This is a genomic window from Rhodospirillales bacterium (genome assembly GCA_014323865.1).
Lineage (GTDB): Bacteria > Pseudomonadota > Alphaproteobacteria > SP197 > SP197 > SP197.
The window spans coordinates 1-24,077 of sequence record JACONG010000014.1; the positions used below are offsets into that span (position 1 = coordinate 1).

At 65.0% G+C, this 24,077-nt stretch carries 22 protein-coding genes and 2 pseudogenes; 11 read left to right on the forward strand and 13 right to left on the reverse strand.

The features are described 5' to 3' along the window. Nucleotides 1-71 precede the first annotated feature (71 nt). The 3 genes and pseudogenes from GDA49_07650 (at nucleotide 72) to GDA49_07660 (ending at nucleotide 4,856) form a co-directional block, all read left to right on the forward strand. The gene (locus tag GDA49_07650) at nucleotides 72-260 is read left to right on the forward strand and encodes a hypothetical protein (GenBank protein MBC6440270.1); all 189 of its coding nucleotides are present in this window, start codon (nucleotides 72-74) and stop codon (nucleotides 258-260) included. After that, nucleotides 257-3,259, forward strand: a pseudogene (locus GDA49_07655) (type I restriction endonuclease subunit R). The gene GDA49_07650 and the pseudogene GDA49_07655 overlap by 4 nt, the downstream one beginning before the upstream one ends. A gap of 79 nt (nucleotides 3,260-3,338) precedes the next feature. Next, a complete protein-coding gene (locus GDA49_07660) occupies nucleotides 3,339-4,856 on the forward strand; it encodes a M81 family metallopeptidase (GenBank protein ID MBC6440271.1) in 1,518 nt (505 codons plus the stop codon). A 188-nt stretch (nucleotides 4,857-5,044) separates the two neighbouring features. Here the strand turns inward: GDA49_07660 and msrB are convergent, their stop codons facing one another. Both msrB and GDA49_07670 read right to left on the reverse strand, forming a co-directional pair. After that, entirely contained in the window at nucleotides 5,045-5,467 is a 423-nt protein-coding gene (gene msrB, locus GDA49_07665) for a peptide-methionine (R)-S-oxide reductase MsrB (protein MBC6440272.1), read from the reverse strand. Between the two features lie 265 nt (nucleotides 5,468-5,732). Continuing rightward, on the reverse strand, nucleotides 5,733-7,244 hold the full coding sequence (locus GDA49_07670) for an ABC transporter substrate-binding protein (GenBank protein MBC6440273.1): 1,512 nt from the start codon (nucleotides 7,242-7,244) through the stop codon (nucleotides 5,733-5,735). Between the two features lie 366 nt (nucleotides 7,245-7,610). On the opposite strand from GDA49_07670, the pseudogene GDA49_07675 reads away from it, so the two are divergent. Beyond that, nucleotides 7,611-8,118: pseudogene (locus tag GDA49_07675) on the forward strand (GFA family protein). A 121-nt stretch (nucleotides 8,119-8,239) separates the two neighbouring features. Here GDA49_07675 and groL read toward each other — a convergent pair. The 8 genes from groL to hisG all read right to left on the reverse strand — a co-directional run bounded on the left by groL (nucleotide 8,240) and on the right by hisG (nucleotide 15,076). Beyond that, nucleotides 8,240-9,874 (reverse strand): chaperonin GroEL, encoded by a 1,635-nt coding sequence (gene groL, locus GDA49_07680; GenBank protein MBC6440274.1) that lies wholly within the window; start codon nucleotides 9,872-9,874, stop codon nucleotides 8,240-8,242. 28 nt (nucleotides 9,875-9,902) lie between these two features. Continuing rightward, nucleotides 9,903-10,190 carry a co-chaperone GroES gene (gene groES / locus GDA49_07685; GenBank protein ID MBC6440275.1) on the reverse strand — a complete coding sequence of 96 codons (288 nt, stop codon included), beginning with the start codon at nucleotides 10,188-10,190 and terminating at the stop codon, nucleotides 9,903-9,905. A 263-nt stretch (nucleotides 10,191-10,453) separates the two neighbouring features. Further along, nucleotides 10,454-11,707 carry a phosphoribosyl-ATP diphosphatase gene (gene hisE, locus GDA49_07690; protein MBC6440276.1) on the reverse strand — a complete coding sequence of 418 codons (1,254 nt, stop codon included), beginning with the start codon at nucleotides 11,705-11,707 and terminating at the stop codon, nucleotides 10,454-10,456. After that, entirely contained in the window at nucleotides 11,704-12,228 is a 525-nt protein-coding gene (locus GDA49_07695; protein MBC6440277.1) for an MFS transporter, read from the reverse strand. Before GDA49_07695 ends, hisE begins: the two co-directional genes overlap by 4 nt. A gap of 8 nt (nucleotides 12,229-12,236) precedes the next feature. Further along, nucleotides 12,237-13,010 carry an imidazole glycerol phosphate synthase subunit HisF gene (hisF, locus tag GDA49_07700; GenBank protein MBC6440278.1) on the reverse strand — a complete coding sequence of 258 codons (774 nt, stop codon included), beginning with the start codon at nucleotides 13,008-13,010 and terminating at the stop codon, nucleotides 12,237-12,239. After that, nucleotides 13,004-13,609, reverse strand: coding sequence for an imidazole glycerol phosphate synthase subunit HisH (gene hisH / locus GDA49_07705; GenBank protein ID MBC6440279.1), 606 nt, complete (start codon nucleotides 13,607-13,609; stop codon nucleotides 13,004-13,006). The genes hisF and hisH overlap by 7 nt, the downstream gene beginning before the upstream one ends. Beyond that, entirely contained in the window at nucleotides 13,606-14,193 is a 588-nt protein-coding gene (gene hisB, locus GDA49_07710; protein ID MBC6440280.1) for an imidazoleglycerol-phosphate dehydratase HisB, read from the reverse strand. Before hisB ends, hisH begins: the two co-directional genes overlap by 4 nt. A gap of 7 nt (nucleotides 14,194-14,200) precedes the next feature. Then, nucleotides 14,201-15,076 carry an ATP phosphoribosyltransferase gene (gene hisG, locus GDA49_07715; protein MBC6440281.1) on the reverse strand — a complete coding sequence of 292 codons (876 nt, stop codon included), beginning with the start codon at nucleotides 15,074-15,076 and terminating at the stop codon, nucleotides 14,201-14,203. A gap of 311 nt (nucleotides 15,077-15,387) precedes the next feature. Between hisG and GDA49_07720 the strand changes: the two genes are divergently transcribed. Together GDA49_07720 and hisD are read left to right on the forward strand one after the other, a co-directional pair. Then, nucleotides 15,388-15,792 (forward strand): carboxymuconolactone decarboxylase family protein, encoded by a 405-nt coding sequence (locus GDA49_07720; protein ID MBC6440282.1) that lies wholly within the window; start codon nucleotides 15,388-15,390, stop codon nucleotides 15,790-15,792. An 8-nt stretch (nucleotides 15,793-15,800) separates the two neighbouring features. Next, a complete protein-coding gene (gene hisD, locus GDA49_07725) occupies nucleotides 15,801-17,108 on the forward strand; it encodes a histidinol dehydrogenase (GenBank protein MBC6440283.1) in 1,308 nt (435 codons plus the stop codon). A 223-nt stretch (nucleotides 17,109-17,331) separates the two neighbouring features. Here hisD and GDA49_07730 read toward each other — a convergent pair whose 3' ends face one another. Next, entirely contained in the window at nucleotides 17,332-18,405 is a 1,074-nt protein-coding gene (locus tag GDA49_07730; protein MBC6440284.1) for a coat protein, read from the reverse strand. A gap of 80 nt (nucleotides 18,406-18,485) precedes the next feature. On the opposite strand from GDA49_07730, the gene GDA49_07735 reads away from it, so the two are divergent. From GDA49_07735 to GDA49_07755, 5 genes are all read left to right on the forward strand, one after another. Beyond that, nucleotides 18,486-18,743 (forward strand): hypothetical protein, encoded by a 258-nt coding sequence (locus GDA49_07735; protein ID MBC6440285.1) that lies wholly within the window; start codon nucleotides 18,486-18,488, stop codon nucleotides 18,741-18,743. Further along, the gene (locus GDA49_07740) at nucleotides 18,743-18,865 is read left to right on the forward strand and encodes a histidinol dehydrogenase (GenBank protein ID MBC6440286.1); all 123 of its coding nucleotides are present in this window, start codon (nucleotides 18,743-18,745) and stop codon (nucleotides 18,863-18,865) included. The genes GDA49_07735 and GDA49_07740 overlap by 1 nt, the downstream gene beginning before the upstream one ends. 119 nt (nucleotides 18,866-18,984) lie before the next feature. After that, nucleotides 18,985-19,983 (forward strand): membrane dipeptidase, encoded by a 999-nt coding sequence (locus GDA49_07745; GenBank protein MBC6440287.1) that lies wholly within the window; start codon nucleotides 18,985-18,987, stop codon nucleotides 19,981-19,983. Nucleotides 19,984-20,271: 288 nt separating this feature from the next. Continuing rightward, complete coding sequence (locus GDA49_07750; GenBank protein MBC6440288.1) at nucleotides 20,272-21,210, forward strand: OmpA family protein; 939 nt, start codon at nucleotides 20,272-20,274, stop codon at nucleotides 21,208-21,210. Between the two features lie 53 nt (nucleotides 21,211-21,263). Then, a complete protein-coding gene (locus GDA49_07755; GenBank protein ID MBC6440289.1) occupies nucleotides 21,264-21,653 on the forward strand; it encodes a cupin domain-containing protein in 390 nt (129 codons plus the stop codon). Nucleotides 21,654-21,761: 108 nt separating this feature from the next. Here the strand turns inward: GDA49_07755 and GDA49_07760 are convergent, their stop codons facing one another. Both GDA49_07760 and cysQ read right to left on the reverse strand, forming a co-directional pair. Continuing rightward, nucleotides 21,762-23,183, reverse strand: coding sequence for an FAD-binding oxidoreductase (locus tag GDA49_07760; protein MBC6440290.1), 1,422 nt, complete (start codon nucleotides 23,181-23,183; stop codon nucleotides 21,762-21,764). After that, nucleotides 23,164-24,000 (reverse strand): 3'(2'),5'-bisphosphate nucleotidase CysQ, encoded by an 837-nt coding sequence (cysQ, locus tag GDA49_07765; protein ID MBC6440291.1) that lies wholly within the window; start codon nucleotides 23,998-24,000, stop codon nucleotides 23,164-23,166. The genes GDA49_07760 and cysQ overlap by 20 nt, the downstream gene beginning before the upstream one ends. Nucleotides 24,001-24,077 lie beyond the last annotated feature (77 nt).

The following is a 24,077-nucleotide window of genomic DNA, read 5'->3' on the forward strand; positions in this document are numbered from 1 at the left end:
TCCCCGACCTCGCGACCCAGCGTCGGATTGCCGGGTTTCTGGACCGGGAGACCGCAAGGCTGGACCTTCTGATGGCGAAGATCGACGCTTCCATCGACCTTCTCAGGGAACGTCGCGCCGCCCTGATCACCGCCGCAGTCACGGGGCAGATCGACGTGCCGACCTCTGCCAAATCCGACACCCCCGGCACCCCCGACCACCCCCCGACGGACCCCCCGACGGACACCATGAACGCCCCTCAGGAGGAGACGAGCGCATGACGGAGAAACCCCACACCACCGCCGACATTCATCGCGAGGCGGTCTTCGAGGAACATATCGTCGCCCGCCTGACCGCCGATCAGGGATATATCGAACGCGCTCCGTCCCATTATGACGTCGCCCGTGCCCTCGATACCGGCTTGCTGTTTCGCTTTCTGAAGGCCACGCAACCCGACGCATGGAAGGCGCTGGAAGCGCACTATCCCGCGCAGGCAGAGGCCGAGGTTCTGAAACGTCTCGAAAAGGCGTGGAAGCGGAATCCGACCCATGTCGTGCTGCGCGAGGGCCTCAGACTGGTGCCGAATATCGAGCTCGGGCTCTGCTTCTTCAAACCCGCGTCGAACCTGAACCCCGACCTGACCCGTCGCTACGAGGCGAACATCCTCTCCGTCATGCGGCAGGTGAGCTATTCGGCGAGGAACGGGAACACCATCGATCTCGTGATCTTCGTCAACGGCATTCCGGTTGCCACCCTCGAAGTGAAGAACCTGCTGACGAACCAGAACGTCAGTCACGCCGAGAAGCAGTATCGGGAAGACCGCTCCCCCGCCGGCGAACCGCTGCTGACCTTCAAACGCGGTGCCATCGCACATTTTGCGGTGGATCAGGACAACCTGTCCGTGACAACCCGTCTGAGAAACGGCAAGACGCGCTTCCTGCCCTTCAACCGCGGGCGCGATGGCGGGGCCGGAAACCCCGATATCCCCGGCGAGAACCGGGTTGCCTGGCTCTACAGCGATCCGCCCGACGGCAAGGCGGTCTTCTCGCGCGATGTGCTGCTCGACCTGATCGGGCGCTTCGTTCGCCTCGAACGCCCGGACGGAAAAGACGGAAATGAGGCGCTGATCTTCCCCCGCTTCCAGCAGCTCGACGCCGTGCGCAAGGTTCTCGCCGACGCCCGATCAAGGGGCGCAGGACAAAACTACCTGATCCAGCACAGTGCCGGCTCCGGCAAGTCCGCCACCATCGCCTGGATCGCCCACGGCATCGTCAACCTGCACGACACGGACGACCGACCGCGCTTCGATACAGCAATCGTCGTGACCGATCGCCTGGTTCTGGACCGGCAGTTGCAGAACACCATCGGCGGCTTCGCCCGGACAGAAGGCGTGGTCAGGAAGATCGACGGCACATCCCGCGATCTGAAAGCGGCGATCCTTGAGGGCGCGCGGATCATCGTCACGACGATCCAGAAGTTCGGCACCGAACACCTCGCCACCGTCTCGGGCCAGTCCGACAGGAACTTCGCGGTCATTATCGACGAGGCCCATTCCTCGCAATCGGGCAAGGCGGCACAGGCCATGAGCGGCGCGCTGACCCGCCAGACAACCGGTTCCGCCACCGATTCCGCCACCGGTTCCGCCACCGATTCCGAGCATATCGAGGATATCGTTCTGGCCTTCCAGAAGGCGCGGGGACCGCAGAAGAACATCTCCTTCCTCGCCTTCACCGCAACACCCCGCAACGTCACACTGGAACGCTTCGGCCACCCCGGTTCCGACGGCAAACCCCACCCCTTCCACCTCTATTCCATGCGTCAGGCAATCGAGGAAGGCTTCATTCTGGACGTGCTCCGGAACTACACGACCTATGAGGCCTATTACCGGCTCGAAAAGACCATCGAGGACGATCCGGAGTTTCGCGGACGCAAGGCCGGGGCCCGTGTCGCCCGTTATGCCTCGCTGCACCCGACCGCCATCGAACGGAAGGTCGAGGTGATCGTCGAACACTTCCGTCGCCACGTCGCCGGGGAACTCGACGGTCAGGCAAAGGCGATGATCGTGACCCGGTCTCGCGAACACGCCCTGCGCTACTGGCAAGGCCTGAACCGATACATCGCGGATAGGGAATACACCGACATCAGGGCCCTGGTCGCCTTCTCCGGCGATCTCGACGTCGACGGCCACACATGGACCGAGGCGAGCGCGAACGGCTTCGCCGCGACCGAACTGCCCCGCAGGTTCGACAGCGCGGAATACCAAATCCTTGTCGTCGCCGAGAAATACCAGACCGGGTTCGACCAGCCGAAACTCGTCGCCATGTATGTCGACAAGGAACTCGCAGGCCTCCATGCGGTGCAGACACTCTCCCGCCTGAACCGCACCCGGCCGGGCAAGCAGAACACCTTCGTTCTCGACTTCTGCAACACGACCGAAGACATCAGGGAGGCCTTCGCGCCCTTCTTCGAGGCCACGGAGCTTGAGGACCGCACCGACCCCAACCAGCTCTACGACCTCGAACAGCGCATTCACCATGCAACCTACATCGACAGGCGCGAGGTTGAACGCTTCGCCGACCGTTTCTTCTCCGGCAACCTCACCGAAGCGGATCGCCCGCCCCTCGAAGGCATCGTCCGCCTCGCGCGGGAGAGGTTCGTTCTTGACGAGGACGAGGCACAACAGGAAGAGTTCCGCCAGCTCTTGAGGAGTTTCCAGCGCTTCTATGCCTTCATCGCCCAGGTCGTCACGCTGAACGATTCGTCGCTGGAAAAACTTTTTGTCTATACATCCTGGCTCTCGCGCCTGCTGCCGTCCCGCAATATCCCTGCCGATATCTCTGTCACCGACGACATGCTGTCCCTCTCCGCCTTCAGACTGGAAGCGAAGGACGAGGGCGATGCCTCGCTGAACCCCGGCGAAACCGCAACCCTGCAACCCATCGGCAAGTTCGGTGCCAACCCTCCCACAGAGGAGGAGAAAAGATCGCTCTCGGAGATCGTCGAGGCCTTCAACGAACGTTATGGCACCAGCATTGGCGAAGAGGATTTTCTGGTGGTTTATCAGGTGGCGGACAGGACAAACGACGCCGAAATGAGGCAGATGATCGACAGGAACCCCGCCGATGTCGTGGAAAGCTTCTGGAACAGGGCCATGCGGAACAACCTGATCCAGACGATTATGCGGAACAACGAGCTCAACAATGCCCTGATGAGCGATGACGACCTCATGGCAAAGGTGATCGCCCATTCGTTCCAGCGCGCCCTGCGCCAGGCCAGGGACGTCCGGCCCAATCCGGCCCAATCCGGCCCAATCCGGCTGAATACCAATAAAAAACCCTGTAACCCGCAAAGAACGCATCATGGCACGCATTGCCGTCGGCGGCTTTCAGCACGAAACCAACACCTTCGCCTCGACCGAAGCCACCTTCGCCGATTTCGCCACCCACGACGCCTGGCCCGCCCTCACCCGCGGCCCCGCCCTCTTCGAAGCCGTCTCCGGCCTCAACCTCGGGTTGGAAGGGTTCATCCAGGCGGCCCTTGCCGACGGCCACGACCTGGTGCCCCTGCTGTGGGCCTCGGCAGAACCCTCTTCCTTCGTCACCGGGGATGCCTTCGAGCGCATCACCGGCATGATGGCCGAGGACCTCCGGGCGAAGGGTCCGTTCGATGCCGTGTTTCTCGATCTGCATGGTGCCATGGTCGCGCAGCACTGCCAGGACGGCGAGGGCGAAACCCTCGGGCGCGTCCGAAAGATCGTCGGCCACGGCATACCGGTGGTGAACACGCTGGACCTGCACGCCAACATCACCGAACGCATGGTCGCCATGTCGTCGGCAATGACGATCTGTCGCACCTATCCCCATATCGACATGGAGGCCACGGGCGAGCGTTGTTATCGGCTTCTGATGCGCCTTGCTTGCGGCGAAACCCTGCACAAGGGCTTCGCCAGGGCGCCGTTTCTGGTTCCGCTCTCCGCCCAATGGACCGATGCCCGGCCCAACCGGGGCTTCTATGACCGCATAGCGAACCAGGAGCGGGAAGGGCTTGCGAGCAGCGACCTGGCACTTGCCTTCCCGCTGGCCGACATTCCGGAGTGTGGGCCTGCCGCCGTGGCCTACGATCCCGATCCCGAACGCGCGCGCGCGGCGGCGGGCGCGATCGGTGAGGCGTTCTGCGCCGCCGAGGGAGACTTCCGCAACACGCTGCTGACGCCCGACGACGCGGTGCGGCAGGCCATGGCGGAGCCGCGCGGGCCCGTTGTTCTGGCTGACGTCCAGGACAATCCCGGTGCCGGTGCCCGATCCGACACCGTCGGCGTGCTGGAGGCGCTGGTGCGCAACCATGCCGAACGGGCTGCGCTCGGCCTGCTGTGGGATCCGGACGTGGCGCGCGAAGCCCATGCGCAGGGTGAGGGGGCCGCGTTCGACGCCCTGCTGGGCGGCAAGTCCGGCCGGCCCGGCCAGACACCCTTCCCAGCCCGCTTCCATGTCGAACGCCTCGGCAACGGCGTGTTCGCTTGCACAGGCGAGATGTATCGGGGCACCGTGACCGACCTCGGGCCGCTGGCACTGCTCTCGGTCGCGGACGCCGATTGCGATGTCAGGGTGGTTGTCTCAAGCCGTCGGTTCCAGAACCTCGACCGGGCCTGTTTCCGTCACATCGGTGTTGAACCCGCCGAACAGCACATCCTCGTCGTCAAGAGCACGGTGCATTTCCGCGCCGACTACGATCCCATTGCCGCGCGCACGATTCTGGTCGAGGCTCCGGGCGAGAACGCCTGTCGCCTGGTTGGGCTCGACTACCGCAATCTGCGTGAGGGCGTAAGGCTTGAGCCCTTGGGCCCGGAACACCGGCACCCCTCGGGCAGGAAGCCATGAGCAGGCGGGAGAATCTGACATCGCAAGCCGCTGCCGTGGTCCGGTGGCATCCTCGTGACACGGCCCGCCGTCGCCATTCCCGCCGCCCCCGCACTCTCGGCGCTGGCCCCCACCGGAACCCGGTCTTGCGGAACCCGGCGTCAACCCGCTGCCCCATACTGATGACCCTTACTGATGACCCGGACTGACTATTCCGCCGCCTCGCTCCCGGCGGCTTCGTCCTCAAGACGCAAGGCCGCCGAGTTCATGCAGTAGCGCAGGCCGGTGGGCTGCGGCCCGTCGGGAAAGACATGGCCGAGATGGGCGTCGCAGCGTGCGCACAGCACCTCGGTGCGTGGCATGAACAGGATGCTGCGGTCGGTCTCGGTCGCGACGGCCTCGTCGTCCACAGGCTGCCAGAAGCTCGGCCAGCCGGTGCCCGAGTCGAACTTCGTCGTCGAAGCGAACAGGGGCGCATTGCAGCAGATGCAACGGTAGGTGCCTGCCGTTTTGGCATCGTGATACTTGCCGGTGAAGGCGCGTTCGGTGCCCTTCTTGCGGGTGATATGATACTGCTCGGGCGTCAGCTGTTCACGCCACGCCGCATCCGTCTTCACGACCTTGTCCGTCATCGAAACGCTCCGTTCGTTGCCCCCAGAATATGGTCCTCAGGATATGGTCTTGTCGGTCGCCCGGGGCAAGGCGGCACCAGGGTCGCGCGGGTGTTCTTCCCTTCGCCCGTCGGTCACGTTTCGGTCAGGTCACCGAAAATGCGATCGCGGCAGGCGAACCGCTCGGCGGCCCGCGCCGGCATCGGTCTGCCCACCGACTGCGAGACAAAAAAGAAAAGGACGCCGCAGACGCAGCGCCCTTTCCCGAAAACGAGGGAAGTGAAACTCAGGCGGTCGGATCCTGGAACCACCAGCGTTCCATCAGACGGGAGCCGTCCATGTTCCAGTTGCCGGCCACATGCGGGCCGTGCGCCAGGTTGGTCGAGGCCGCATCGACATTGTTGGCGTAGGCGAAGACCACCACGCCGCCCTCGGTCGAGACGATTTCCTGCATTTCGCGATACATCTCGCGGCGCAGGCCCTCGTCGAGCTCGGCTCGGGCCTGAACCAGGAGTTCGTTGAAGCGGTCGTGCGACCATACCGTGTCGTTCCACGGCGCATCCGCCGAGTAGGCCGTCGAGAACATCCAGTCCTCGGTCGGGCGCCCGCCCCAGTAGCAGGTGCACCAGGGCTTTTTATTCCAGACATCCGACCAGTAGCCGTCCGGCGTCTCGCGGACGACATTGATATCGATACCGGCAGGCGCAGCATGTTCCTTGTAGAGCACGGCCATGTCGACGGCACCGACGAAGGCGGCCTCCGAGGTCGAGAGATCGACCGAGAGGCTGTCGAGGCCCGACTGCTGCAGATACCACCTGGCCTTGTCGGGGTCGTAGGACGCGGCATCGATGTCGTCGGCGAAGAAGCGGTTGGCTGGCGTGATCGGCGAGTCCTGACCGGTAATACCGTGACCGCGCAGGATCTTGTCGACAATATCGTCACGGTCGATGGCATACTTCAGGGCCTGACGCACATTGTTGTCGTCGAACGGTGCCGTGTCGGTCCGCATCGGGGCCGTGTAGTGCAGCGTGCCCGTGGCTTCCACCAGGTTCACCGACGGATGCTGGGCCAGCATATGCGCCGTCTTGGTGTCGACACGGTCGATCGCATCGACCTGGCCCGACATCAGCGCGTTCTGGCGCGCGGCGGGATCGGCAATGGTCGTCATCTCGACATCGTCGAACCAGGCATAGCCGTCCTTCCAGTAGTTCGGATGGCGCTTGAGGATCGCGCGCACACCGGGCTCGTACTCAACCAGCATGTAGCTGCCGGCGCCTACGCCCGAGAGCGGATCGACGATCCTGCCCTCGGCCGTCGGCTGAATACCGAGGTGATAGTCGCTCATGATGTAAGGGAAGTCGGCGTTGCTCGCGTTGAGCGTGATCACCACCGTGTTGTCCCTGGCCCGGATGTCTTCGACCTGCTCCAACAGGCTCGAAATCGCCGAGACCGAGTCCTCGCCGCGGTGATAGTTCAGGCTGCCGACGATGTCCTCAGGGGTCACGTCCTTGCCGTTGTGGAAGGTCGGGCCCTTGCGAATCCTGAAGGTCCAGACCTTGGCGTCCGGGCTGGCTTCCCACTCCTCGGCCAGTTCGGGCTCAAGCTGGTTCTGCTCGTCGACCGCGGTCAAGTAGTTGAACAGGCCGCCCATGCCCATGCCCGACGTGAAGCCGTTCTCATAGGTTGCGGGATCGAGCGAGTCGGTCGTCGAACCATGGCCGATACCCATGCGCAGCGTACCGCCGCGCTGCGGTTCGGCAGCCTTCGCCTCGTTGTGGCCTAGAACGGTCGGGCCCATGGCCGCCGCGGCGCCGGCCGCAGCCGCGCCACCGAGAACCGTACGGCGCGTTGCCCCGGGTTTATGGCTGTCGGGTTTACGGGTGTCGAATTTATGGATGTTGTCAGTCACGTCGGTGTCTCCCCAAGAGGTGTTCCTGATTCGGTGTTCCTGATTCGGTGTTCTCGATTCCGGATGCGCGTTGGAAGGCGCATGTCCGGTGTTTCGTGTCCGGTGTTTCGTTGCACCGGACCAATTTATTGTAGCGATGATGCACGAAACGGACAACGGAAACAACGGAATTCGACAAGCCTACGTCATGCCTCCCCGCTCCCGCTGTAAGTCCCGCTATGATGACAGGCAATTTGAGGTCGGGGAGTATCGCCCATGCGTGAGGTCCGTGTCCAGTTTCCGCTCGAGGGCGGGTGCCAGTGTGGAACCTGCCGCTACGCGGTCCATCGGCCGCCGCTGACGTTGTACTGCTGCCACTGCACGGAATGTCAGGCGCAGACGTCCTCGGCCTTCGGCATGTCGATGCTGGTGCGGCGCAGGGATCTCGCGACCGACTGGGACCGGCTCGGGGTCTGGTCGCGGGGGACTGACAGCGGCAACCGGATAAACGGCCATTTCTGTCCGCAGTGCGGTCTGTCCGCAGTGCGGCGTTCGTCTGTTCCATGTCGGCGGGAATGATCCCGACATCGTGTCGATCAAGGCCGGCTCGCTCGACGACCGGCGCGTGCTCCAGCCGATTGGCCATATCTGGACCGGCAGTGCCCAACCCTGGTTCCGCGCGCCGGACGATTCCGTGCTGTCTGCCGGTCAGCCCGACGATATGTCGGACTATATCGAGCGCTGGCGTAAGGTGACGGCGGACTGGTTCGTCGAAGCCGGTTGATGCATCGCAGGAACGATCGTTCATCCCGCAAAAACCCGAAAAAACCCGGAAAGTCTCACCGGAACGAAAGGGGCCGCAGCGTCGCCACCGCGGCCCCCTCGTGACGTCTGACAGTCTGCGATCAGAAGTCCATGTCCGGCATACCGCCCCCGGCCGCCGCCGCAGGCGCATCCTCCTTCGGCTTCTCGGCGACCATGGCCTCGGTCGTGATCAGCAGGCCAGCCACCGAGGCCGCATCCTGCAGAGCGGTACGGACTACCTTGGTCGGGTCGACGATGCCCGCCTTGACGAGATCCTTGTAGGTCTCGGACTGGGCGTCGAAGCCGTGGTTGGTGTCCTTCTGCTCCAGCATCTTGCCGGTCACGACGGCACCGTCGAGGCCCGCGTTCTCGACAATCTGGCGGGCCGGTGCCTCGATCGCCCGGCGCACGATGTCGACGCCGACCTTCTGGTCGGTGTCATCGAGCTTGAGCTTGTCCAGTGCACGGGTTGCGTAGAGCAGGGCCGCACCGCCGCCGGGCACGATGCCTTCCTCGACCGCCGCGCGGGTGGCGTTCATGGCATCCTCGACGAGGTCCTTGCGCTCCTTCACCTCGACCTCGGTCGAACCGCCGACCTTGATCACGGCGACACCGCCGGCGAGCTTCGCCAGACGCTCCTGGAGTTTCTCGCGGTCGTAGTCCGACGAGGTGCTCTCGATCTGCTGGCGGATCTGGTTGCAGCGGCCCTTGATGTCCTTGGCCTTGCCGGACCCTCCGACGATCGTGGTGTCGTCCTTGCGGATGATCGCCTTCGCCGCCGAACCCAGCATGTCGAGCGTGACGTTCTCGAGCTTGATGCCGACGTCCTCGCTGATCACCTGGCCACCGGTGAGGATTGCGATGTCCTCAAGCATGGCCTTGCGGCGATCGCCGAAGCCCGGTGCCTTGACGGCGACGGCCTTCAGGCCGCCGCGCAGGCGGTTCACCACGAGCGTGGCCAGGGCCTCACCGTCGACATCCTCGGCGATGATCATGAGCGGACGGCTCGACTTGGCGACCTCCTCCAGAATGGGAAGCATCGGCTGCAAGCTCGAAAGCTTCTTCTCGTGGATCAGGATCGCGACGTCGTCGTACTCGGTCTTCATCTTCTCGGTGTCGGTGACGAAGTAGGGCGAGAGGTAGCCGCGGTCGAACTGCATGCCTTCGACGACATCAAGTTCGGTCTCGCGTGTCTTGGCCTCCTCGACCGTGATCACGCCCTCGTTGCCGACGGTCTCCATGGCGCTCGCGATCATGGCACCGACTTCCGAGTCGCCGTTTGCAGAGATCGTGCCGACCTGGGCAACCTCATCCGACGACTTGATCTTGCGCGAACGCTTCTCGAGATCCTCGACAACGGCTGCAACCGCAAGGTCGACGCCGCGGCGCAGGTCCATCGGGTTCATGCCGGCGGCAACCGCCTTCGCACCCTCGCGCACGATAGCATGGGCCAGAACGGTCGCAGTGGTGGTGCCGTCACCGGCCATGTCGTTGGTCTTCGAGGCGACCTCGCGGACCATCTGGGCACCCATGTTCTCGAACTTGTTCTCGAGTTCGATCTCCTTGGCGACGGTCACGCCGTCCTTGGTGATCCGGGGGGCACCGAACGACTTGTCCAGCACGACGGTGCGGCCCTTCGGGCCCAGTGTGACCTTGACCGCATCGGCCAGGGTATTGACGCCGCGCAGCATGCGCGTGCGGGCGTCGGCAGAGAATTTGACTTCCTTGGCAGCCATTGTGTCTTGCTCCTGTTTTCGCCGCGAATCAGCCGATCACGCCCATGATGTCGGTCTCCTTCATGATGAGGAGATCCTCGCCATCGAGCTTGACCTCGGTGCCCGACCACTTGCCGAACATCACCGTGTCGCCCTTCTTCACGTCGAGCGGCTGAACCTTGCCGTTGTCGTCCCGCGCACCGGGGCCGACCGCGATCACCTTGCCCTCCATGGGTTTTTCCTGGGCCGTGTCAGGGATAATGATGCCGCCGGCGGTTTTCTCGTCGCTATCGGTACGACGAACCACCACACGGTCGTGCAGGGGACGGAACGCCATTCTTCAACCTCCTGATTCTGGGGTGTTTCCTGTTTGAGATGCCGGATGTTTCCTGTTGGAGATGTTTTCCTGTCGGGACATCCGGGTTGGCACTCGTTTCGGGTGAGTGCTACCGGCGATATGGTCGCGCTCCCTGACAGTTCAAGGGGAATCATACCCGAAAAGTTGATTCTGCCGGCGCGCGCCGCGGCGCCATGACTCTCGACAGGACAGGACTCTCGACAGGGTTCGCCTCGGCGGCGCTGGCGTCCTGAGCGATCCGACTATTTCGCGTCGCCCTTGCGGCGGGTCACCCTGAGACTGCGGCGGTCGAGTTCGCGCGCGATGGTGTCGAGGTCGACCCCGGCGCGTGCGGCGGCGGTGAGGGCGAAATAGATGACGTCGGCGGCTTCGTGGGCCACGTCGTCGGGCTCGCTTGCCCTGGCCAGCTCGCGCGCCTCTTCCAGGAGCTTGGCGTCGAGCAGGCCGGGCTCCTCGAACAGACGGCGCGTGTACGCGCCTTCGGGCGCGGTCTCGCGGCGCTCGGCGATCGTGCGGGCGAGCGCGGGAAGGCCGCGATCCTCGCCCCAGCATGTCCAGGTGTGGAGGTGGCAGAAGCCCTTGCCCGTCTGGCGCACCACGAAGCGCAGGGCATCGCGGTCGCAGTCGAGGTCGATCCTGAGCAGCTCCTGGGTGGCACCGGAGGTCTCGCCCTTCACCCAGAGACCGCGCCTGCGTGAGTGATAGGCGCCAACCCGACGCTCGACTGCAGTGCGCAGGCTTTCGGCATCGGAATAGGCCATGCCCAGGGCGCGGTCGTGTTCGTCGCAGACCACCGTGGGCCAGAGACCGTCGGACCGGTCGCTGACGAGCGGCGCGGCGATGGCATCGCCCAGATGCAGCGCGCCGGAGTAGAGCGCCATGCCGACCTGGGCGTCTGCCCCGGCCTTGTCGGCGGTCGCAATGTCCCCGGCGGTCGTGAAGCCGCCCGCAACCGTCAGGGTGCAGGGGCCTGCCGCGTTTTTCAGGCGGCGTGTGGCGTCGGGATCGGTGCCCTGCATGCGGCCTTCGCGTTCGACGAAGGTCACGAGGAAGCCGCCGACGTATTCGTGCAGCTCCGCCATGCGGTCGTCGACCGAGGCGCCGGTCCTGGCGGTCCAGCCGTGGGTGACGACCTCGCCCTCGACCGCATCGAGCGCGGCGATCACCCGCTCTCGCGGCAACGCGCGCAGGATCCCGGGTTTCGCGGCGGTGCCGAGTATGACCTTGCGTGCACCGGCATCGAGCCAACGGATGGCGGTCCCGACATCGCGGATGCCGCCGCCGACGCGGCAGGGCGCGATCCCGATGAGGTCCTCGATCAATGCCCGGTTGTCGCCCTGGCCGAGTGCGGCGTCGAGGTCGATCACGGCGATCTCGCCGGCAAGGCGGAACTGTTCGGCGATCGGCCGGGGGTCGCCCGCCTCGATCGCCACCTCCTTGCCGCCGACAAGCTGAACCGCCTGGCCGCCCATGAGGTCGATCGAGGGAACGATCACTCCGCCGGCTCCGCCCGGATCCCGGGGAAGGCAAGCGCCGGGCCCGGCGCGAAGACCTCGGCCAGCGTGCAGCCCATGGCGTGGATGCCGAGCACGCGGGCGCGCTGGCCGGGCATGGTCCGGGTCAGGGTTCCGGTCGCCAGCGGATGCCAGGCCGAGGTGCCCATACCCGCGATGGCCAGTATCAGCGTCAGGGTCCGGAAGTCGGGTGCCAGGCTCGCGAGCCCGTAGCCGACCACGACCCGGACGAATGTCGCCACGAACACCGGTCCGCGCCGGCGCGTGTGATCGCTGACCATGCCCGCGGGGATGAGGCTGAGCGTCGCGCCGATTGCGGTCACACCGATCATCATGCCGACATCGGAGGGCGAAAGGTCCATGGCGACGGCGCTTGCCGGGATCAGGATCCAGAGCGCACCATGGGGCCAGTCGACGGCCATGTGGCCGCCGCAGAAGGTCAGAATCGGCAGCCGCTTCGGGCCGTTGTTCAGGCGCTTTGCGCCATTGTCGTCGATGGCCACCGGAGACCTCAGGGCGTGGCAGTGTCGAGGCGGGTCGGGATGCCGGCCTCGATCATCGCCCGCTTGATGTCGCCCACCCTGCAGTCGCCGTCGTGAAAGATCGAGGCCGCCAGCACCGCATCGGCACCGGCTTCCAGGGCCTCGACCAGATGCTCCGGTGCTGCTGCGCCGCCCGAGGCGATCGTCGGGACATGGACGGCCTGCGAGACGGCTGCGAGCAGGGCGGTGTCGTAGCCCGAGCGGGTGCCGTCGCGGTCCCAGCTCGTCAGCAGGATTTCCCCGGCACCGCGCTCGACCGCCTCGCGCGCCCAGCCCAATGCGTCGATGCCGGTGCGCTTCCTGCCCGACATCGTCACGACCTCCCAGCCGTCGCCGTTCTCACGGCGGGCTGCGTCGATTGCGACGATGGCGCACTGGCTGCCGAAGCGCTCGGCGATGTCGGTCAGCAAACCGGGCCGGGTCACGGCGGCCGTGTTGGCAGCGACCTTGTCGGCGCCCGCTTCCAGCAGGGTGGCGGCATCCTCAAGTTTGCGAACACCGCCGCCCACCGTGAGCGGTATGCCGAGGGCCTCACGCACGGCCGCGACCGTGTGGTGTGCGTTGCTGCGGCCTTCGGGCGTGGCCGAGACATCGAGCATGACCAGTTCGTCCGCACCCTGCGCCTCGTAGGATGTCGAGAGCTCCACGGGATCGCCGGCATCGCGCAGCCCTTGGAAGCGCACGCCTTTCACGACGCGGCCGGAGTCGACATCCAGGCAGGGAATGACGCGGGCGGTCAGCATGGCAGGGCGATCCAGCGTGTCAGAAGCGCCCGGCCATAGGCACCCGAGAGCTCGGGATGGAACTGGCATGCCACCACCGCACCGCGCTCCATGGCCGCGACAAAGGCACCGCCGTGATCGGCCATCGCGACGGACCAGCCCTCCGGCGGCGCGATCAGACGGTAGGAGTTGGCAAAATAGGCGTAACCGTCCTCAAGCGTGCGGCAACCGCCATCGACGCCGATCGGGTTCCAGCCGAATTGCGGCACCCGCACAGTCTCGGGGAAGCGCGTGAAGGCCGCATCGACAACGCCGAGGCCTTCGGTGCCGGGCGACTCCTCGCTCGTCGTACCGAGCAGCTGGAGGCCGACGCAGATCGACAGCGTCGGCCTGCCGGAAGCCATGCGTTCGCGCAGCGGGTCGGCCATGTCGCTGTCGTTGAGACTGGCCATGGCCGCACCGAACGCGCCGACGCCCGGCAGCATGACATGACCGGCGTCGCGCACATCGTCGGGATGGTCCGCCATACGCGGCGTGCCGCCCGCCCGGCGCAGACCGGCGAAGACACTCGCCAGGTTTGCGGTTCCGGTGCGGCAGACAACGATCTCGCGGCCGCTCACAGCACCCCCTTGGTGCTGGGGACCTCGCCATGGCCTGCGTCGGCGATTGCCATGCGCAGGGCAAGCGCCAGCGCCTTGAAGGCGGCCTCGGCCCGGTGATGGTCGTTCTGGCCGCGGATCAGCTCGACATGGAGCGTCATCTTCGCGGCCATGGCGAAGGACTGCAGGACATGCCCGATCATTTCGGTCGCGATATCGCCGACCTTCTCGCGGCGCAGGCCGAGGTCGACATAGGCATAGGCGCGCCCGGACAGATCGATCGCGGCGCGCGCCAGCGCCTCGTCGAGCGGAGCATGGCTCTCGCCGAAGCGGCGGATGCCGCGCTTGTCGCCGAGCGCCCGGTCGAAGGCCTCGCCCAGGGCCAGGGCGCAGTCCTCGGCCGTGTGATGGTCGTCGACGTCGAGATCGCCCTTGCAGGAAAGCGTCACATCCATGCGGCTGTGGCGGGTCAGGGCGTCGAACAGATGATCGAGGAAGCGCAGACCGGTGCCGATCTCGGCCTGGCCCGAACCGTCGAGGTTTACGGTGACCGCGATATCGGTCTCACGCGTCTTGCGGGTCACGCTGGCGTTGCGTTCGCTCATCCCGGCCTCACGACACGATGTTGCCGATGGGACTGACGACAATGTCGCTGCCGCCGCGTGCCTTGATCTGCGGGATGACCTGCGCCAGCAGGTCGCGCGGGACTGCCGACTTGATGGCAAAACCGCCGGTGCCGTGAAGCGGCGAGATTGTGGGCTCGCGCATGCTGGGCAACACGCCGATCACGGCTTCAAGCGCTTCTGCCGTGACGTTGACCTCGACCATGACCCGCTTGCGGGCATCGAGCACCGAGCGGATCATCATGACGAAGCTGTCGATCGCGCCGCGCTTGTCGGCATCGTCAAGCGAGGCCGGATGGGCGTAGAGCCGGGTCGACGAGCGCATGACCTCGCCGACGATTTCGAGCCCGTTGGCCCGCAACGTCGCGCCGGTTGCCGAGTTGTCGACGATGCAGTCGGCATCCTCCGGCGGAAACACCTCGGTCGCGCCGAAGGAGCGCACGAACGTGGTCCGGAGCCCGGCGCGCTCGATCCAGTCGCGGGTCAGTCGTTCGTATTCGCTCGCAACGACGATGTGGCGGTCCGGCAGCTTGCCGTCCTCAAGCAGCTTGAGCGGGGCAGCCGCTACCAGCCGCACGGGATCGAGCTCCGTGTCGATCAGCTCGACCGGATTGGCCTTCTTTTCCTCGACCCAGTCTTTCCCGACGAAGCCGAGGTCGCGGCTCCCGACATCGAGCATCTCGACGATGTTCTGGGCTTTCAGAAGCTTGGCGTCGAACCCGGGAAGCGACAGCTTCGGGCGGTAGTCACGCGCGCTGGAGCCGCCCGAGCGAATATGGATACCGGCGTCCTCCAGGAGGGCGAAGACATTGTCCTGCATGCGGCCCTTGGGCAGGCCTAGGCGTATGGTTGGCTCGGCACGCATGATGGTCGTGGTCCATGGCGGGACGGCGGCTCCCGGAAATCGCCCCGGACCCTCTTCCATCGGGCCGGGCAAGTCAACCGTCTAGGCAGCCGTCGCGGCAGCCGACCCATCGCCCGAACTGCCGGACACGGCGTGTCGCCGACCTCGATGGCGGCCTGAATGGCGGCCTGGTGCCCGCGGTCGAGGCGCTCGCGAGGTTTGCGGACGACCGCCCGGCCCCATTCCCCATCAGACGATTCCCGATTAAATTGATCCCCCATTAAACCTGCGCCCTGAGGTGCAGGTTCAAAACGCCAACCGGGGAGACTGCCATGAGCAGCGGGATGTACGAGAAGGGCCTCAGGAATCGCGGTGAGGTTCTGGGTCAGGAGTATGTCGACAAGGCCATCGACGGTGCCGACAGCTTCAACGGCGAGTTCCAGCGCATCCTGACGACCTATTGCTGGGGCGAGATCTGGAGCGGCGAGGGCCTCGACCGCAAGCAGAGGAGCCTCAACAACCTCTGCATGACCGCCGCCTCGGGTCGCAGCCACGAGTTCGAGCTGCACTTCAGGGGTGCCATCCGCAATGGCGTGAGTCTCGCCGCATTGCGCGACACGCTGATGCAGATCGCGGTCTATTGCGGCATGCCTGCGGGTGTCGAGAGCTTCAGGATCGCGCGCAGGGTGTTCGAGGAACTCGGCATCGATCCCGACGCCGACGAGAGCCTGCGCTGATCCCGACCGTGCGGCCCCGCATCCTCCATCTCGCCGACCTCGGTGACGACGAACGCGCGGCGCTTTCGGCGCGCGGCGCAATCGACAGCAGCGCTTTCGTCGCGCGCGCCCGTCCGATCGTCGAGGCCGTGCGCACCGGGGGCGACACGGCCCTCGTGCGGTTCGCCGCGCAGTTCGACAGGGTCGACATGAGCGCGGCGCAGATCCGCGTATCCGAAGCCGCCATGGATGCGGCTTACGAGACCGTGCCGCCCGCCGCCATCGCTGCGATTCGAGAGGCTGCCGGGAATGTGCGCAGGGTGCACGAACGGCAGAAGCCGCCGCCTCTCGACATGATCGAGATACGACCGGGGGTGATGGCCGGCGACCGCTGTGTTCCGATCGAGGCGGTCGCCTGCTACGTGCCGCGCGGCAAGGGGGCGTTTCCCTCTGTCGCGCTCATGACCGCGGTGCCGGCGGTCGTGGCGGGTGTGCCGCGCGTTGTCGTGGTGACGCCGCCCGGACCCGGTGGCACCTGCGATGCCGGAACCCTGGTCGCCGCGCGTGAGGCCGGAGTCACGGACGTCTTTCTCGCCGGCGGTGCCCAGGGCGTGGCCGCGGTTGCCTACGGCACCGAGACCATCCCGCGTTGTCGCAAGATCGTCGGCCCCGGTTCGCCCTGGGTCGGTGCGGCGATGGAACTCTGTGCCGACGCCATCGCGCCGGGGCCTCCGGCGGGGCCCAGCGAGAGCATGGTGCTGGCCGACGAGACGGCCGACATCGATCGCCTGGCACTCGATCTTCTGATCGAGGCGGAGCACGGCGACGATTCCACCAGCTTCCTCGTGGTCTGGGATGCGGACATCGCGCAGGCTGTCGCCGACCGGACCGTCGACTGTCTCGGTCGTCTGTCCGAAGAGCGGCGGGCCTGTGCGTCGGCGGCGCTGGGTGTGAACGGCGGTCTCGTCGTCGCCCGCGACCGGAACGATGCGCTGGCCTTCGTCAACGAATTCGCCGCCGAGCATCTCCAGATCGCCAGCACCCGGGCCCGCGACTATCTCGACGCCATCGTCAACGCGGGCGAGGTCCTGCTGGGCCAGGACGCGCCGTTTTCGATGGCGAACTTCATGATCGGCGTGAACGCCGTGCTGCCCACCGGGGGCAAGGCCGCGACCCATTCCGCGCTCGGCGTCATGGATTACATCAAGCGCCAGTCGATTGCCGAGCTCACGGCCGAGGGCTATCGGGCGCTCGCCGATCAGACCGAAGCCTTCGCGCTCTACGAGGGTTTCGACGCACACGCGCTGGCGATTGCAGCGCGGAGGGATCTGCCATGAGCGACCGCAGTTTTCACGATGACCTCATCGTCATCGACGCGCTGGAGACAGCAACGTCAACCCCGGATACTTCCTGCCGAACGACGAAGTAATCTATCTGATCTGCGTGGCCAATTTTGAGCAACAAGCCGTTCGCTTACAGGCATTTCCTGCGTCAAGCCCTTGCGTTGCGAATAGTCCCCTGCCAACGACTTCAACGGGATACGGCATAAGCTGCCTCCTTTTACGGCGTGCCAGTAGCGTAGATGACACCGCAACAACCCTTGGCGTGCTCGCGGATTTCAAGCCCCATCGACTGAAACACCTTGAAGTGGTAGTTGTGCATCTCATCCAGGCGCGGGATGGCAATCGTGCTCACAGCCTGGCCGATCAGGGGGCGGATGTACTTCGACATGAGCGGGAAGGCAAAAAGCTCGTTGCCGCTCAGTTCGTAGGTCTTCTTGATCGAGGCGATAAACGGAAGCTCTTCGAGGAACTCCATAAGAGTGCCAGCTTTGAATCCTGCGGAGCGGCTGTAGGACTGCCCAAAACGCCGGTTGATCTCGGGAGAGATGTAAATGTTGATCGGATCCCTCACCAGATTATCGTGCAGAATCTTCTGAACATCCCGAACGAAGAACTGCTCGATGTTGTCCGAGGACGTAGAGTAACTGGTCAGGTCGATGTTGAGACCGGACGAATCCAGGTCGATCATGTTCGTGGCCGGATGGTTCTTGATGCCGTAGCCGCGATAGTTCTTGACCTTGATCTTGTCATCGCCGTTTAGCACGTACTGCGCAACCTTTTGACGCAGGTTGGCGACCGCCTTCTCCTGCTTGTCGGCCAAGCCGTCGAAGTTCTCCGACTGTATTCCCATCCACTTACTGCAGGTAAAACGATATTTCTCTTCGAAGGGCGGCACAAGATCAACCTTATAGGAATAATCGGCCTCATCAATCCGCGGCGTGGTCTGGCCGGTCATCGTGATGTTGACGTTGCTGTTGACGGCGGTCGAGCGCCGGTAGACAGGGCCGTTCTTGCTGATGTCCACGCCACGGGCGAGAGGCATGAGATCGGCCATGTAAACCTGACCCTCGTCTTCGCGGAGAACGCGCATCGTGGCATCGTCCACCTCACGCCAGGCGTCCCGAGGCAGCAGCGCCGCGTTGTTGCTTATTTCACTTCGCAGCGCCGCCATGACGCGGTTGAAATAGAAACGACCCTCCAGCATCTCGTCGTACCGGTCACGCAGGTACTTACCACCGTTGATAGCGAACAGCTTCTTGTTCGGATAGGTGTGCAACGTTTCCTTGGGCATGTAAGACCTCCTTATTAGGCCGCAGTGTCGGTGTAGGCGCGAACAGTCACAAGCTCGCTTGCATTCGCAGATAGCAGCTCATGAAGAACGAAACAAGCACTAATGGCCTTAAAGATTTTGAAGAACAAAAAGTTAACATGTCCGATGCCGACGTGATGCGATATTGGCTGAGGAAGGTGCATCGCGGGGATGCGGCAGAAACGATCAACAGGATGCCTGTCGAAAGCGTCGAGGTGGTGGTGACGCCTCCGCCCTACAACATCAGGAACCCGACTGGAAACGGGCTTGAGGACGCATGTGGCGGCAAATGGCCGAAAGTCGCGTTGATCGAGGGCTGATGGGCCAGGGCGCGCCGTTTTCGATGGCGAACTTCATGATCGGCGTGAACGCCGTGCTGCCGACTGGCCGCAGGGCTACCGCCCACTCGGCACTGGGCGTTATGGATTACATCAAGCACTAGTCGATTGCCGAGCTCACGGCCGAGGGCTATTGGACGCTCACCGATCACACCGAAGCCTTCGCGCTCTACGAGGGTTTCGACGCACACGCGCTGGCGATTGCAGCGCGGAGGGATCTGCCATGAGCGACCGCAGTTTTCACGATGACCTCATCGTCATCGACGCGCTGGAGGCGAGCAACTGGGATCGCGAGCTTCTTGAGGAACTGCGGGCGGGCGGGGTCACCGCCGTCCATGTGACACTGGTGTTCTGGGAGGACGCGCGCACCACGCTCGACAACATTGGCCACTGGCATCGCATCTTCGAGACCCATGGCGATCTCGTCATGCCTGTGCGCACGGCGGCCGACATCGAGGAGGCCAGGCGTATCGGCAAGACCGGTATCATCCTCGGCTTCCAGAACTGCTCGCCGATCGAGGACGATCTGGCGCTGGTGCAGGTGTTCCACGAGCTCGGCGTCAGGATCATGCAGCTCACCTACAACAACCAGAGCCTGATCGGCGCGGGCTGCTACGAGACGGTGGATGCCGGGATCAGTCGGTTCGGTCGTCAGGTGATCGCCGAGATGAACCGTGTCGGCATGGTGATCGACATGAGCCACTCTGCCGAACTGACGACGCTCCAGGCGATAGAGATCTCCGAGCGTCCCATCGCCATCACGCATGCGAACCCGCTGAGCTTTCATCATGGGCTGCGCAACAAGTCCGACACTGTGCTGAGGGCGCTGGCCGAATCGGGCGGTATGCTCGGCTTCTCGACCTATCCGTTCCACATCGGCGGCAGCGACACCACGCTCGACGCCTTCTGCGGCATGATCGCCGACACGGCCCAGCTGATGGGTGTTGACCGCATCGGTCTCGGCACCGACATGTGCCGCAAGCTGACCTCGGGCTACCTCGACTGGATGCGTAGCGGTCGCTGGTCCAGGGAGATCGACAGCGGCGAGGCCAGGACTGCCGGTGGCGGCTGGCCCGACTGGCCGAGCTGGTTCGAGACCCCGGCCGATTTCCCCACCATCACCCGAGGCCTGCGCGACAAGGGCTTCGCCGACGCCGAGGTTGCGAAAATCATGGGCGGCAACTGGCTCGCATTCTTCCGCGACGGGTTCGAGGGGCGATGATCGCCCGCTCCCGATCTCGCCGGTAGACCGCGAGCGGTCTTGCGGAGGTTGGCGGAAGATGACCGGCGCTTGGCCGGCGATTGGATTACATCGGGCGTCACCATAGATTTGCCTTTATCCTGGGCGACTTGATGTTGGTCATGCTTGGGCAACTTGATGCTGGTCCTGGGCGTGTCCACAGCGTGCATGGTGCCCGGTTTTGCCGTGCCACATGAAGTCGAACGCAGCAGCCCGGGGTCGGGACAACCGTGAGTCCCGGAGAGGGCTGCGTTCCGGAGGGGAAAGCAGATGAACGTTTTGATCAGGACTCTTGTTACGGCTGCGGCGGCGGTCTCGCTGGCGGCCTGTACCACGGTCAGCTCCATCGACCGCGTGACCGGGATGGAGACCGGGGGCGATGCCTTCACGAGGGCCTTGCACACCGGATATGTCGATAACGCCTACAAGGAAGCCGGCTTCCACGACTGGGGCGACGCGGGTTTCTTCCGTGACAAGGCCGAGAAGGCCGGCATGGGTGAAGCGGTTCTGCCTGAGGATCCCGGCACATGGGACATTCAGGACGAGGCCATGCTCGCCGGGCTCAACAGCGAGCGTGCCCGCCTGATCGGTGTTCTCGATGACGGCGGGCGCAGCGAAATGGCCGGGCTCGCCGGTTTCGCCCAGACCAGATACGACTGCTGGGTCGAGGAGGCCGAGGAGGGCCCCGAGAAGAACGCTCCGGTCGCGGCTCACCAGGTCGAGGAGCTGGGCCGCTGCCGTGCTGCCTACCTCGCGGCCATGGAAGAGCTGACGGCGATGGCTGTTGTCATGACAGGCGAGACGGGCGAGGCAGCAGAGACAGCCATGCCGGTCGAGACAATCGAGACGGTCGAGACAGCCATGCCGGTCGAGACGGTCAGCGAATTCGTCGTCTACTTCCGTTGGGATCGCTCGGCTCTCTCGCCGCTGGCGCAGAGCTTCCTGGACGACGTCGCGGCTGCCGAAGCTGCTTCCAACCCGTCCTCGGTTTCGGTTTCCGGTTACACCGACACCTCGGGTCCGGCTGATTACAACATGGCTCTCTCGCAGAGCCGTGCGAACACTGTCGCCAACTACCTCGTCGCTGCGGGTGTGAACCCGGACACCGTGAACATCGGTTGGTTCGGTCAGAACGACCTTGCGGTCGAGACGGCTGACGGTGTCCGCGAGCCGAACAACCGCCGTGTCGAGATCGTCTTCGCGTGGTGATCCCATACGCTGCCACGCTGTCCGGACGCACCCGGCAAGGAGGAGACCGAGCCATGACCGCCTCGACCCATCGCCGCATCGTGGTGCGGCCCGACGATGCCGCCTTCGTGCCCTACGACCGCTATGGCGAGCCGGTTCCGGGGATGTACTGGGTCAACATCAGCCTTGATCGCGATACCGGTTGCGGCATGTTTCTGCTGCGCATGGACCCTGGCAGCCGATCGCTGCCGCATGAGCATGTCGACTATGAGGAGTTCCACGTTCTGAAGGGCGCGCTCGTGGATGACGACGGTTCCGTTTTCGGACCCGGCGCCATCGTTTCGTTCCGTCCGGGAACCTGCCATTCCTCCACCGCGCCGGAGGGCTGCACACTTCTGGTTTCGCTGCGCTGCGGCAACCGCCTTCTGAGCGCCGAAGAGGCCGGAAAACTGCCGGAAGCGTGACCGCCCCGAACCGCATGACAGGCTTCACAGGCGGCACCGTCATCGACAACGGCGGTGCGCTCCATGCCGTGGCCGACAACACGGCGTTGACGACACGGCGTTCTGGCCTCAGGCCTCGTCGAAGGCGACAACCTTGCCGGGATTGAGCAGGTGACAGGGGTCGAGTGCATCCTTCACGGCGATCATCAGATCGCGTTCGACGGATGATTTGTAGGCCGCCATCTGGCGCAGGCGTAACCGGCCGATGCCGTGTTCGGCGCTGAACGATCCCCCCATCCCGACCGCCAGGGATTCGACCGCATCGTTCACCGCGCGTTCCTTGCCGAGAAGTGCGGCGAGGCCGTCGGCATCGTGGGCGCACTGATTGAAGTGCAGGTTGCCGTCGCCGAGATGGCCGAATGCGACGATCCGGGCCTCGGGCACCATGGCGGCGACGGTTTCGCTGGCCCTCTCCAGAAACTCGGCGACCCGCGAGACCGGCACAGCGACATCGTGCTTGAGCCCACCCCCCTGAATCGCCTGGGCTTGCGGAATCTCCTCACGGATCCGCCATAGCGCGCGCGCCTGTCCCTCCGATTCCGCAACGACCGCATCGGCGACCAGACCGTCTTCGATGGCATCGGCCAGGATTTCCTCGATTGCCGTGCGCAGGCCATCGTCGGCCTGACCCGAGGACGCTTCGAGCAGAACGCAGGCGGGATGGTCGGCGGCCAGCGGCGAGCGGTGCACCGGAAGGTTCGCGAAGGTCAGCGCCAGGGCCTCGGCCACCATGTACTCGAAGCCGGAGACCTGGCCGCCGGTCGCCGCCTGGGCGCGCTGGAGCACCCCGATTGCGGCACGGGCATCCGGGACACCGAGCCAGGCCGTCACACTCTGGCGCGGCCGGGGCCAGAGCTTGAGCACAGCGGCCGTGATGATGCCGAGCGTGCCTTCGCTGCCGAGGAACAGCTGTTTCAGATCGTAACCGGTGTTGTCCTTGCGCAGACCCCTGAGACCGTCCCAGACGCGGCCATCCGCCAGGACCACTTCGAGACCCAGGACATGGTCCCGCGCATTGCCGTAGCGCAGAACGTTCGTGCCGCCGGCATTGGTTGAGAGATTGCCGCCGATCCGGCAGCTGCCCTCGGCGCTCAGGCTCAGGGGATAGAGACGATCGGCCTCGGCCGCGGCCTGCTGAACCTCGGCAAGGATACAGCCGGCCTCGACGGTGATCGTGTTGTTGACGGGATCGACCGCGCGGATCGCGGTCATGCGGTTGAGGCTCAGGACGACCTCGCGGCCATCCTCGCCGGGCCCGCTGCCTCCGACCAGCCCGGTGTTGCCGGCCTGCGGCACAACGGGGATGCGCTCACGCGAGCAGATCGCCATGATCCGCGCGACCTGCTCCGTGCTCGATGGACGCAGAACGAGGTCCGTCCTGCCGGGCCACCTGCGCCGCCAGTCCTGCACATAGGGTTCGGTGTCGAGGGGCGAGGCGAGCCAGCCTTCGGGGCCGACCGCCTCCTTGAGCTCATCGAGGGCGCGATCCATGCCCGATCCTGGCACCGTGGCGGGCGTCCAGCCCCCAGGCGATGAACGAGGGGTTTTCGAAACCGGCCTTGCCATAGCCCAGTTCCGTGCCGTCGGTCTTTCTGACGCTGCCGCCGGCGGCGCGCAGCACACCGTGGCCGGCCGCCGTGTCCCATTCCATGGTCCGGCCGAAGCGTGGATAGACATCGGCTTTGCCCTCGGCGACCAGACAGAATTTCAGGGAGCTGCCGCCGACCTTCTCGCCGGCCACGGTCAGGCCCTTCAGAAAGGCATCCGTCTCCGAATCGCGATGCGAACGGCTGACCGCGGCGGTGACGCCTTCCGGGGGCCGCGCGCGGGCCGCGATGCTTTCCAGCCCGCTCTTGCCTCCGCCACCGCTCTTGCCCCCGCCTTTGCCACGGCGTCGGAACGCGGCCTCGCCGTCGGAAGCATAGAGCACGTCCATCGCCGGTGCGCCGACGACGGCGACGGTCGGGCATCCGTCTTCGATCAGAGCGATGTTCACCGTGAACTCGCCGTTCTTGCTGAGGAACTCCTTGGTGCCGTCGAGCGGATCGACGAGCCAGAACCGGGTCCCGACGGAGCCCGGCCCGGCTCCCTGGGAGACCTGCTCCTCCGCAACCACCGGAATCCCGGGGCTCAACGCTGCGAGATGACGCAGGATGATGACTTCGGCGGCCTCGTCGGCGTCTGTGACCGGCGACCGGTCATCCTTCCGGCGTGCATCCACCTTGCCATAGAGCGCCATGATGGCGTCTCCGGCCTCGTCGGCGGCCGCGATCAGTCCTTCGAAAAGGCTGTCTGGTTCGGTGCTCATTCTGCATCCCCGTTTTGGCGCGCCCTGATAGCAGTGGCCCGCCGGACTGGCAACCATGACGCCGGTTTCGGGATTGC